Origin of the sequence: Ruminiclostridium cellobioparum DSM 1351 = ATCC 15832, from assembly GCF_000621505.1 — a bacterium.
GTDB lineage: Bacteria > Bacillota > Clostridia > Acetivibrionales > DSM-1351 > Ruminiclostridium > Ruminiclostridium cellobioparum.
The window spans coordinates 182,583-195,614 of sequence record NZ_JHYD01000002.1; the positions used below are offsets into that span (position 1 = coordinate 182,583).

Genomic DNA, 13,032 nt, shown 5'->3' on the forward strand with positions numbered 1-13,032 from the left:
TCCAAATATATGTTTTCTTAGCTCTGTTCCAGTTGGTCTATGAGTAATTGCTTGTTATAAAGTTCATGATAAAACCCGTTCCGAGCCAGCAGTTCATCATGAGTTCCTCTTTCCGAAACCCTTCCTTCCTCCAGGACGATGATTTCGTCGGCATCCTTGACTGCAGATATTCTATGCGAAACAATAATACTTGTTCTTTCTTTCATAATGTTTTTCAGGTCTTTAAGGATTTCCTCCTCGGTACTGGCATCCACTGCCGAAAGGCAATCGTCCAGTATCAACATGGCCGGAGAACCTATGACTGCACGTGCTATGGCCACGCGCTGCTTCTGTCCTCCGGAAAGGGTTACACCCCTTTCACCCAGTACCGTTTCAAATTTGTCGGGAAATTCGTTGATGCTGTCCAGAATACGTGCTGTTTTTGCTGCTGAAACTATTTGTTCCGAAGTGTTATTTCTAAAGAAGTCAATATTTTCAGCTATGGTATCCGAAAACAGGAAGGTATCCTGGGGCACACTCCCTATACTGCTCCTGAGAGCCGACAATGGAATTTTATTTATGTCGATGCCGTCTATAAACAGAGTTCCCTCGGGGGCCTTTAACAGTCTTGAAATAAGATTTATCAGTGTCGTTTTACCGCTGCCGGTACGCCCGATGATTCCGAGGGTTTTACCTGCTGCTATGCTTATGTTGATGTTGCTTAAGACAGACCTTTCGGTACCGGGATAGGTGAAGTCCAGGTTTTTAAATTCAACCAATCCCTTTACGGAAGCTTTCTCAACAACGCTCTCATCGGTTATTTCAGGTGTTTCATCCATGATGGTATTTATTCGTTCCAGGGATACAAAGCCCCTCTGGAACATGTTAGCTACCCAGCCTATGGCTGTAATGGGCCAGATAAGCATGCCAAGGTAGCTGTTGAAGGCTACGAAACCGCCCAGGGTCACCGCACCCTGGATAACCAGCACACCGCCAAACCACAGCGCAATTACAAAGGAAAGCGCCGATATGGACATGACTGTAGGAAACATCATACTCATCAGCCTGACATATTTAAGATTAGCCTCCCGGTTAACCGCATTTATGCGTTCAAATCTTGATATCTCCTTTTTTTCCTGTGCAAAGGCCTTTATTACTCTTATTCCTGAGAAATTTTCCCGTGCAGCTTCGGTAAGGTTTGAAAAAGCTTCCTGCTGTTTTTGTACCCTGGACTGCATTATTTTCATAAAGAAAACCACCGCAATGCCAAGCAGCAAAAGAGGAAGGAAACAGGCTGCCGTCAGCTTGAGGCCTCCGGTTGAAAGCATCATCACCAGAGCTACCACCGGTATTAAAAAGCTGTCAATTACAAATATGATACCCTGTCCGGAGGCCATGGTGACATTGCCCATGTCATTTGTGGCATGAGCCATCAGATCCCCGGTTTTATGAGTATTGAAGTAGTTTACGGACAGCTTTTGGAGATGGGCATAGAAACGGTTTCTCAGGGAGAGCTCTATGGATCTGGATACACTCATAAGAGTATACCTGAACAAAAATCTGAAAACAGCGACACCGACTGCTATCAGAGAAATGGCAGCAGCGTATTGGGCAAGTCTGGTTCTGGTAAGGGTACCGCTTTCAAGGAAATCGGTCACATCGCCGAGTATTTTGGGCAAAACCAGCTGCAGTATATCCACGCACAGCAGGAACACGATTCCCAAGGCATATTTGTATTTATTTTTAGAGAGAAGGTCTCTTATATATCTCAGTTTACTCATATGATTACTACCCCGTTTAAATAAGTTTGGCCACATGGCCGAAAGGCCGTCAAATCCTATTATAACATAATTAACCGCCGGCAATGTATGAATTTGGATGTCACAAACTACTAGAATATGATTATAATTATTTTTTACCTTGACGGTACAAATTTACCAATGATATCATAATTATGGCTGGAAAGTAAAATAATTATTATTAATGATGAAAGGAGGTCTTGTAATGTACAAATTAAATAATATTAATCAACAAAAACCAAATAATACTGTTGTACCTTATACATATGGGAAAATGGTACATTGGCCTGACCTCTGTTTACGTGATGATTATTTTTACAAGTTAATCATAAATCAGCGATAAAAGTTCAAAGCAGTTGGGCAAAATATGGCCTGGCTGCTTTTTGTTTTGTCCGTCCCTGATACTTAACGTTACTGTGCCGGATATATCATTTATGTGACGTCGGTATTACAATAAAATTACATAATTGGGAAAATATTGACACAGCTGAATATGTGTTGTAAAATTCATAAGGCGGCTGGGACTGAACTGCTGCAGCATGGCAATTCATAAACAATACTGATAAAATCGATCAAAATTACGAAAGGGGGGTTAACCATGTATTTAATGAATTCATGTATGAAACAACTTAACAAAGTTATTGCACAGGAAAAACCATGCATGAATAATAATCTGCATTGGCTTGATCCTCTGTTGAATAAATGTGACAGAAGGAACTTCCTTTATAATGTATTTTAAAAAGGCCGGTTCGGATATTTACAGATAAGCATTTACAAACAAGAGTGATTAAGCCCGTATGTGGGATTTAATCACTTTTTTATTTTTAAAATTTATCAAAGGATGCTTGAAGAAAATAATATGAAAAAATAGCCGGAAGCAGTATTCAGAAAGATATTGAGGCGGAATAAATGAGAAAGATGGTGAAATAATGAGATTTTTTAATACGGTACAAAAAAATATGAGCTTTGTTGATGTGATAGCCAGCATTGAATATTTTATCAGACTGGACCCTGACTGCAGGTACAGACTGGCAGTGGGGACGGACTCCCAGTTAAAAGGCAGAATCACCTGTTTTGCAACAGGTATCTATATACACAGAGAGGGCCGGGGAGCCTGGGGCTGCGTATGTAAAAGGATACTGAACAGACAATACACAAATTTGAGAGAAAAGATAACGAAGGAAACTTCCCTTACTTATGAGATGGTTAACATGCTTAATCAGGAATTGCTGACTTCGCTGTATGATATTGCAGTCAGGTATGAAAACTTTGACTGCAGACTTGAAGCTCACATCGATGTTGGAACAAGGGGAGAAACCCGTAAACTTATTAAAGAGATGGTCGGATATTTCGAAGGTATGCCGGTAGATGCAAAAATCAAGCCGGAAGCTTTTGTTGCAAGCAGCTATGCAAACAGATACAGCCGCGATACGAGGGTAAGCTGATGAATAGAATACTTTATCCGGCAGAATTGGAGACAAAATATGAATACATTGGCAATGAATGTGAAAAAATATATATCAAAGAGCAGAAACAAAAGAGACAAACTCAAGATCGGAACAATTTCGCTTGAGCATTGGGAGAGTATAGAGGGGAGCGGCAGGATTTTATCGGCAAGGAACAATAATAAAAACAATCATAACAATCATCATAATCATAATAATTATAATTCGTCACTTTACCTTGAACAAAGCCGGATGCTCTTTTCAAGTAAGTTGAGATAAAATAACAGGCAGCCACATGATTTTACCCGGCTGCCTGTTATTTTAATTAATGGCTGCCGCTCGCATACTGTTGATATTTCTGCTGAATTACTATTTAACGACCTGAAAGGAGTTTGTTGTATGCTGGATGTATGTTTGCTGGGAACAGGAGGAATGATGCCGCTTCCGGACAGATGGCTTACCTCTCTGCTGTTGAGATACAAGGGCCGGATGCTCCTGGTGGATTGCGGTGAAGCTGCACAGATACCTCTGAGAATATGCGGTTGGGGCTTTAAGGCAATTGATGCGGTATTATTTACCCATTACCATGCCGATCATGTTGCAGGTCTGACGGGATTTCTTTTAACCCTGGGCAATTCGGGAAGAGAAGAGCCGCTGACCCTGATAGGACCGGCCGGGTTAAAAACCGTTGTGGAAGGTCTCCTGGTTATAGCTCCCCGGCTGCCTTACGAAATCAGGCTGCTGGAACTGCCCCATGATCAAGGTGCGGAATTTTTATTGGGGGATATTTACGTCGGAAGTATTCCTGTTGAACATTGGATGCCATGCCTGGCGTACAGCTTTGAAATTAAAAGGCAGGGTAGGTTTGACCGCAGGAAAGCCGAACAGCTGGGGATACCGGTGAAATACTGGAAGCAGCTGCAGAAGGGTGAACTCGTTGACCTTGAAGGAAGACGGATTAAACCTGAAATGGTGATAGGTGAACAGCGAAGAGGGATAAAGGTATCCTATTGTACAGACACCAGGCCCGTGGAAGGACTTGTTGATTTTATAAAAGACTCCGACCTCTTTATATGTGAGGGAATGTATGGTGATAACCGGGATATGGAAAAAGCGGTTCAAAAGAAACATATGGTTTTTTCAGAGGCTGCCCTGCTCGCGAAGCGCGGTGAGGTGGAGGAACTCTGGCTGACACATTTCAGCCCTGCGCTGGAAAATCCGCAGGAACATATAGCTTCTGCAACTTCTGTATTTGCGAACACAATTGCAGGCTGCGATCTCATGACTAAAAATATAAAGTTCAAGGAAATGTTAAAAGTATTCCTCGACACATAGCAATGGGATGTTATACTGGCAAGAATCAGCTGTATGTGATAAATATTTTGATTATAATGTTTGAAAAAGATAAATTTAGCTCAAAAAAAATTGTAATTTAATAATATAGTTTTTAATTTTTATATAAAAAGAGGTTGTCTAAAAAAATGACATATATTTTTAGACAACCCAGTATGTATAAATTACATATTAGAGTATTACTTAATAAGGTATCGTAAGATCAATATACTCATCATCTTCAGCAGCTTCAGTCATTGTCGGAGCAAATTCAATTGATGGATACCCCTTGAAAGAAACTGTAGGTGTTACGGTAACTGTAGAATGTCCGTATTTGGCGTACACACTCACCTGAGGAACATAAGCCTTTTTTTGTATATATGTTTGCATATACCCATTTAGTGCAAAGCATTCATAGTTGCCAATTTTTTTTCTTAGGGGTATTTTGACATGAGCACCTAAGTTTGTTTCAGCTATAACAGTTAGTTGACTATATCCACGATAAGTCGACCCTATATCATAATAACTTACTTCAGCATATGTTTCATAAGGTTTTTGGGTGTTAGTATTACAATAGAGATTGTTACTCCAACATATAGCAACAATATCTGTACTGCCAAAAGTAGGCCATATATCCCAACTCCAATCAGTTTCTAAATATACTTCAGACAATGCGGATTGTAAGAAATGACCATATTCCCATACTGAAAAAGTTACTGTTGCAGATAAGGCTATTAATTCTGATTCTGAACTATTAGGATCTTTAAGTATTTCAATATCATTTTCGCTATAGCCCATACCCTCTAATTCTTTATTATTCTTAATAGCAGCTCTTTTTTTCAAAGCATCAAAATAGTTAAAATTTTTAATTTCTTTAATTTCTGTGGCTGTTAACCCTTTTTCCTTTAAAGCTTCGTCACTTTGGCCTTGCAGTTGCTGTAGCATCTCATATTCAGTGATCTTTATGGTTGATATTAATTTTTTTTGGTTTTTAGAAACATCGCTATCAGTTGCGGAACTGACAATTGTAAGCGAAAAAAGAAATGTAATACATAAAAACAAGGATAAAATCTTTTTTACTAATTTCATAATTAAGCCTCCCTTTGTTGTATAGTAAAAATAAAATGTAAAAATGTCAAATGTGCACTTCTAACAGTATTTACATTTTCAATATATATTAACTTCCATAATATGTCAATGTGCGTATATTTATTTCTCCCATAATATGTTATATAATATTCAATAAATACAATTAAAAGGAAATATTATGATTAGAAGAAAATTATTTAGTTGCATTATTTGCTTTATTATTCTTGCCACTTTAGGTTTCACTTTTTTATATTATATTCCTAATACAAATTTAGTAAAGAAAACTATACATGAATATGATTTAAAATATAATGATGTAATTTTTTATAAAAAATCACATCATTATTCAAATTTAATTAAAGATGGTGATTTATTAAAGTTAATTGATTTAAGAGATAAATATAACAAATTATATGTAGAAAGCAATAGTATGAAATTTGAAAAAATAAGCTCAGGAAATTCATGGCGCCAAGTTTTTATTTTTGGAAACCTATGTATTATAGGATCAAAATATACTACAACAATTTCTTATGATATAAAACTTACTAAGGGGCATTATGAATATAATAGGCTAACTTTCCTAAAAAGACACAATAAAAACTGGTATATTGAGAATGATATAATTTCTATGAATAAAATAAATTTGTTTCAATTATTTGATTCCAAAAATGTCGAAAATAGAATACAGAATTACGAAGAAGAATATAAGAAGCTCATTTTACATACAAAATGAGCTTCTTATAACAAAGTAATATAGTTGGAATCCAGATCAAAGTTAAGCAAATCCTATGAAATTCAACTGAAATACAATTAAGCGAAGATATGAACTATTTTGAAAAATATAGTTCCGCAAGAAGTTTAGATCTTGTCATTGAATTTGGCCTCTAAAAATTTCCTGTTCAGGTTAGTAAAATATAAAAGGATTGGAAAGGTAAAATTTTAACTAAAAATATCAAATAAAATATCAAATTTGAAAGTTTTAATATCCAAAGTTGCAAATTCGTAAATATTTGCAAAAAAAATTTTTTATTGATTTAAATTTCAAACTTAATAATCTTCTTTGCAAAAGTAGCTTATTTACTGGGTTCTGCTGCTTAAAAATAAAAAAGTCTGGTTTTAAAAACAAAAAAAATATGAAAAATTCCAAATAATTACTTTTAAAATTTGCATGTTCCGTGTTAGAATAATTGTATAAAAAATATATAAATAGAAATAAGGGTGTGAAATATGCAAAAATATGGTTTACCAAACAAGCAGGGGCTTTACGACCCGGCATTAGAACATGACGCATGTGGAATGGGGTTTGTCGTAAACATAAAAGGAGAAAAATCCCATGATATCGTTGCCGACGCTTTGACAGTGCTGGAAAACTTAAATCACAGAGGGGCCAGCGGAGCAGATGAAAACACAGGTGACGGTGCAGGAATACTGGTTCAGATCCCACATGACTTTTTTAAAAGAGAATGTGAAGTTCTGGGGTTTGATTTGCCTGAAAAAGGCAATTACGGCGTAGGTATGATCTTTGCCCACAAATATGAGGATTTCAGAAAAACTCAAATGGAGGCCTTTGAAAAGATCGTAAAGGAAGAGGGGCAGAAAATCCTGGGCTGGAGGGAAGTGCCCATAGACAAGACAACAATAGGTGACAGCGCAAAATCTGTTATGCCCAGATTTATTCAGGTATTTATTGAAAAATCTTTGGATTTGGCAGATGAAATGGCCTTTGAAAGAAAGCTCTATACCATCAGAAAAAGGTCTGAAAGGGTTATCGGACCCATGTGCGAAGACAAGGGAAGCATATTCTACGTTGCAAGTTTGTCTTCCAAAACCATTGTTTACAAAGGTATGCTCACTGCCGAGCAGTTGAGAAATTTCTATCTCGATCTTTCGGACCTGGACTTTGTGTCGGCACTGGCAATGGTCCACTCCAGATTCAGTACAAACACCTTCCCAAGCTGGGAAAGAGCACATCCAAACAGATATCTCGTACACAACGGAGAAATAAATACCATCAGAGGTAATGTAAACTGGATGAAGGCACGTCAGAAATGCATGGATTCCAAATTGTTTGATGACATCAACAAGATATATCCCATAGTTGATGAATCGGGCAGTGACTCCTCCATGTTCGACAACAGCCTTGAATTCATGTATCTCACAGGAAAATCCCTTCCCCAGGCAATATTGATGATGATTCCCGAACCGTGGGAAAAGAACCAGCTTATGTCCAAAACCAAAAAAGATTTCTATGAGTTCCAGAATTTTATAATGGAGCCATGGGACGGACCTGCCGCCATGGCATTCACCGACGGCGATGTGATAGGCGGAATGCTTGACAGAAACGGACTTCGTCCATCAAGATACTATGTGACAAAAGATGACAAGGTTGTACTTGCATCCGAAGTCGGAGTAGTTGATATCAAACCTGAAAACATACGGTATAAGGGCAGGCTTGAACCGGGCAGAATGCTTCTTATCGATACCAGGGCACAGAGGATTATTTCCGATGAGGAAATAAAGGAAAGCGTCTCTAAAATGCACCCATATGGTGAATGGGTTAAAAAACATATATTCAAACTCAGTGACATGCCTGCTGAAAAAGCCGGGGAGGAAAAAGCAGGAGAGGATTTGCTGCAGCAGCAGAAGGCTTTCGGATATACCTTTGAAGATGTAAACAAGTATATACTGCCCATGGCGGCTTCAGGTGCCGACCCTGTGGGAGCAATGGGTATGGACACTCCTCTGGCGGTGTTGTCCGAAAAGCCGCAGATGTTGTACCTTTATTTCAAGCAGTTGTTCGCCCAGGTTACAAATCCGCCTATTGACGGTATCAGAGAGGAAATAGTAACCTCCGGCAGCATATTGCTGGGAACGGCGGGAAATCTGCTTGAGCCTGACCAGGAAAAGACCGGAAGTATCTTCCTTGAACATCCTGTTTTGACAAATGAACAGCTCAATACCTTAAAGAATTTAAATAATGAAAAATTCAAGGCAGCTACCGTTTCAATGCTCTATAAAGTGGCTGAAGGCCCCATGGCAATGGAAAAGGCCTTGAAAAGAATTTTCAAGGAAGCTGACAAGGCTATAAGTGAAGGAGTTAATATTATTGTTCTTTCAGACAGGGGAGTGGACAGGGAATATGCGGCAGTACCGGCTTTATTGGCATCTTCAGGACTTCATCACCACCTGATAAGAAAAGAGATAAGAACAAGTGTGGGTATTGTGCTGGAATCAGGCGAGCCAAGGGAAGTACACCATTTCTGTACCCTTATAGGTTACGGTGTAACTGCGGTAAATCCATATCTGGCCTATGAAACGATAAAGGAGCTTTCCGACAAGGGCCTGCTTGGCTCCCTGACCTATGAGGAAGCCAGAAAGAACTTTATAAAAGGGACTGTAAAAGGTGTGCTCAAGGTACTCACAAAGATGGGTATCTCTACCATACGCAGTTACCATGGTGCCCAGATTTTTGAAGCGGTAGGCCTTAGAAAGGACCTGATAGACACTTACTTTACACATACGCCCTCCAGACTTGAAGGTATCGGCATAGATGAAATTGCCATGGAAAATCAGATGAGACATGAAAGTGCCTATGTTGAGTCCCCGTACAGCGACACTCTTGAAGTGGGCGGAACCTTCCAGTCAAAAGATGACGGTGAGGTTCACATGTATAATCCCGAAACCATATACATGCTCCAGAAGGCATGCCGTGAGGGAGATTACCAGCTGTTCAGGAAATATTCCAAAAAGATAAATGAAGAAGAAATCATAACATTAAGAAGTATACTTGAATTTAACTATAATATAGGGGATACAATTCCTGTTGAAGAGGTTGAATCAGTTGACTCAATCGTTAAGAGATTTAAGACAGGTGCCATGTCCTACGGTTCCATAAGCAAGGAAGCTCATGAATGTCTGGCCGTTGCCATGAACAGGCTGGGAGGAAAGAGCAATACCGGTGAAGGCGGGGAAGATCCTGAGAGATTCAAGGTATTGGCAAACGGAGACTCCAAAAAGAGTGCCATCAAGCAGGTTGCTTCGGGACGGTTCGGTGTTACCAGCAACTACCTGGCAAATGCCGTTGAAATACAGATAAAGATGGCCCAGGGTGCAAAGCCGGGAGAAGGCGGACAGCTTCCGGGACGTAAGGTCTATCCCGAAATTGCAAAGGTCAGACACTCAACTCCGGGCGTGGACCTGATTTCACCGCCGCCGCACCATGATATATACTCCATTGAGGATTTGGCGGAGCTTATACATGACCTCAAGAATGCCAACAATAAGGCAAGGATCAATGTGAAGCTTGTTTCAGAGGTGGGTGTCGGAACCATAGCCGCAGGTGTTGCAAAGGGGAAGGCTGACGTAATACTTGTCAGCGGATACGACGGAGGAACAGGGGCATCCCCATGGACAAGTATTAAAAATGCAGGTCTTCCCTGGGAGCTTGGGCTTGCCGAAACCCATCAGACTCTGGTACTTAACAGGTTGAGGGACCGGGTTGTGGTTGAAACCGACGGAAAGCTGCTTACCGGTAAGGATGTGGTTGTTGCCGCTCTGCTGGGAGCAGAAGAGTACGGCTTTGCCACTACTCCTCTTATAGCACTGGGCTGCGTAATGATGAGGGTATGTAATCTGAATACATGTCCTGTGGGCATAGCTACCCAGAATGAACAGCTGAGAAGGAATTTTACAGGCAAGCCCGAATATGTGGAGAACTTCATGAGATTTATTGCTCAGGAAATGCGTGAGATAATGGCAAAACTGGGCTTCAGAACCATAAATGAAATGGTGGGACGCACCGACAGGCTGAAGGCAAAGGATAATATAAAGCATTGGAAGGCATCCCAGCTTGATTTGTCGGCAATACTTTACCAGCCTTATGCAGGTGCCGATGTGGGCAGATACAAGATGCGGGAGCAGAACCACATGATGGATAAGTCACTGGGAATCAAAAAGCTTCTGAGAATGTGCAAGCCTGCCCTGGAAGAAAAGAAACCAATCAGGGCCAAGCTCAAGATTGAGAATGTTGACAGGGTTGTGGGGACTGTGATAGGCAGTGAAATATCCAGGAGATACGGTGAGGAAGGCCTTCCGGAGGACACTATCAAGCTCAGCTTCGTAGGTTCGGCAGGACAGAGCTTCGGAGCCTTCATACCAAAGGGGATGACTCTTGAGCTGGAGGGGGACTCCAATGACTACATCGGAAAGGGTCTTTCAGGCGGAAAAATCATTGTTTATCCTCCTAAAGCCTCAGATTTCCAACCTGAGAAAAACATACTCATAGGCAATGTGGCATTCTATGGTGCAACTGAGGGTGAAGCGTATATCAACGGTATTGCAGGTGAAAGATTCTGCGTAAGAAACAGCGGCATCAAAGCCGTAGTCGAAGGCGTGGGAGATCATGGCTGCGAATACATGACCGGCGGCAGAGTTGTAATACTCGGCGGGATAGGAAGAAATTTTGCGGCAGGTATGTCGGGCGGTATAGCATATGTTCTGGACTTTGATGAGGCATATTGCAACCAGTCCCTGGTATTGACCGAAAAGCTCACTGACGGCGCCGAGCTGGACAATATTAAAGAGATGATAGAAAAACATGTTTCATATACAGGAAGTCCTTTAGGTAAAAAGGTTCTTGACGACTGGAAGAATTATTCACAGAGGTTTACCAGGGTGATACCTGAGGATTACAGGAAAATGCTTGAGAACATCGAGAATGCCCACCGGAAGGGCTTGACAGGTGACGAGGCATTGATGGCGGCATTTCAAGAGAGTTTAAAAAATTAATGGAGTAAGGTGGGATTACGATGGGAAAAGCTACTGGATTTTTAGAATATGAAAGAATAGACCCTAAAAAAAGGCCTCCGGAGGAAAGAATAGGAGACTGGAATGAAATCCGCATTGAGCGTGATCCTGAGGTGATAAAAACCCAGGCCGCAAGGTGTATGAACTGCGGAATTCCCTTCTGTCACGGAGGGGTACTTTTAAACGGTATGGCTGCCGGCTGCCCTGTTCACAACCTTATTCCCGAGTGGAATGACCTGGTATACAGGGGACAGTGGAAGGAAGCTTATAAGAGGCTGATCAGGACAAATCCGTTTCCGGAATTTACAGGCAGAGTGTGTCCTGCTCCCTGCGAAGGCTCATGTACAGAAGGCTACAATATGGAGTCGGTTACAATACACGAGATTGAATATGAAATAATTGAAAGAGCCTTTGCCGAAGGTTGGGTGGAAACAAAGAAGAGCCGGCCCACGGGAAAAAAAGTTGCCGTTGTGGGATCAGGGCCGTCAGGTTTGTCGGCTGCGTATTATCTGAACCATGTGGGACATGAGGTTACGGTTTATGAAAGAAATGACAGGCCCGGAGGACTTCTGATGTATGGAATACCAAATATCAAAATCGACAAGGGCATTGTCGAAAGAAGAATAAATCTCCTGAAGGAGTCTGGAATCAAATTTGTGCTAAACACTGAAGTAGGCAGGGATATCAGCGCACAGGAGCTGGTGGACGGCTATCATGCGGTTGTTCTGTGCGGCGGAGCCACAAAGGCCAGAGGTCTTAATGTGCCGGGCAGTGATCTGAAGGGAATATACTACGCTGTTGACTTCCTGAAAGCCAATACAAAGAGCCTTCTGGATTCAAAACACCAGGATGGAAATTACATCAGCGCAAAAGATAAAAATGTTATTATCATCGGGGGCGGCGATACCGGAACCGATTGTGTGGCCACAGCCTTGAGACATGGCTGCAGGAGTGTTCACCAGTTTGAAATCATGCCTGAGCCTCCTAGGGAGAGGGAGCAAAAATCAAATCCCTGGCCCGAATGGCCAAAGAAGCTGAAAGTGGACTACGGTCAGCAGGAGGCTATAGCTTTTGCGGGTGAGGACCCGAGAAACTATCTCATTAACACTACAAAGATAGTCGGTAATGACAGGGGTGAGGTTGCAGAGGTCCACACGGTTGAAGTCACCTGGGCCAGGGATGCACAGGGCAGATTCGGTCCGCAGCCCGTACCCGGCAGTGAAAAGGTTTGGAAGGCTGATTTGATCCTTCTGGCAATGGGATTCCTTGGACCCGAAGATACCATACCAAACGAACTCGGTTTGGAAAGAGATCCGAGAAGCAATATAAAGGCTGAGTTTGAAGAGCATCAGACCAGTGCCGACAAGGTATTTGCCGCCGGAGATATGCGAAGAGGCCAGAGTCTGGTAGTCTGGGCAATCCAGGAAGGAAAGCTGGCCGCAAGGGAAGTTGACAGGTTCCTTATGGGAAAGACAAGTATCAGAAGTTAAGAGCAATAAGAAGCAAATTAAATTAAGATACAAAATTATTAAGGCCGGAAGAATACTTACATCAGGTATTTATTCCGGCCTTATTTGTTGTTG

General features: G+C 41.3%; 8 protein-coding genes. 6 read left to right on the forward strand and 2 right to left on the reverse strand.

Annotated features, from left to right (window positions below; translation table 11 throughout):
- Positions 1–17: 17 nt before the first annotated feature.
- Positions 18–1,760 (reverse strand): ABC transporter ATP-binding protein, encoded by a 1,743-nt coding sequence (locus T344_RS0102980; protein WP_027627477.1) that lies wholly within the window; start codon positions 1,758–1,760, stop codon positions 18–20.
- A gap of 947 nt (positions 1,761–2,707) precedes the next feature.
- On the opposite strand from T344_RS0102980, the gene T344_RS0102995 reads away from it, so the two are divergent.
- The 3 genes from T344_RS0102995 (at position 2,708) to T344_RS0103005 (ending at position 4,558) form a co-directional block, all read left to right on the forward strand.
- Positions 2,708–3,223 carry a ribonuclease H-like YkuK family protein gene (locus T344_RS0102995; RefSeq protein WP_027627478.1) on the forward strand — a complete coding sequence of 172 codons (516 nt, stop codon included), beginning with the start codon at positions 2,708–2,710 and terminating at the stop codon, positions 3,221–3,223.
- Between the two features lie 39 nt (positions 3,224–3,262).
- Entirely contained in the window at positions 3,263–3,502 is a 240-nt protein-coding gene (locus T344_RS0103000) for a hypothetical protein (protein ID WP_027627479.1), read from the forward strand.
- 120 nt (positions 3,503–3,622) lie between these two features.
- Positions 3,623–4,558 carry a ribonuclease Z gene (locus tag T344_RS0103005; protein WP_027627480.1) on the forward strand — a complete coding sequence of 312 codons (936 nt, stop codon included), beginning with the start codon at positions 3,623–3,625 and terminating at the stop codon, positions 4,556–4,558.
- Positions 4,559–4,759: 201 nt separating this feature from the next.
- On the opposite strand, the gene T344_RS0103010 is transcribed toward T344_RS0103005, so the two are convergent.
- Positions 4,760–5,644 carry a hypothetical protein gene (locus T344_RS0103010; protein WP_027627481.1) on the reverse strand — a complete coding sequence of 295 codons (885 nt, stop codon included), beginning with the start codon at positions 5,642–5,644 and terminating at the stop codon, positions 4,760–4,762.
- Between the two features lie 178 nt (positions 5,645–5,822).
- Between T344_RS0103010 and T344_RS0103015 the strand changes: the two genes are divergently transcribed.
- From T344_RS0103015 to T344_RS0103025, 3 genes are all read left to right on the forward strand, one after another.
- Positions 5,823–6,377, forward strand: a complete 555-nt coding sequence (locus T344_RS0103015) for a hypothetical protein (protein ID WP_027627482.1) — start codon at positions 5,823–5,825, stop codon at positions 6,375–6,377.
- A 494-nt stretch (positions 6,378–6,871) separates the two neighbouring features.
- Positions 6,872–11,431 (forward strand): glutamate synthase large subunit, encoded by a 4,560-nt coding sequence (gene gltB, locus T344_RS0103020; RefSeq protein WP_027627483.1) that lies wholly within the window; start codon positions 6,872–6,874, stop codon positions 11,429–11,431.
- 20 nt (positions 11,432–11,451) lie between these two features.
- Positions 11,452–12,939, forward strand: a complete 1,488-nt coding sequence (locus T344_RS0103025; protein WP_027627484.1) for a glutamate synthase subunit beta — start codon at positions 11,452–11,454, stop codon at positions 12,937–12,939.
- Positions 12,940–13,032: the final 93 nt, after the last annotated feature.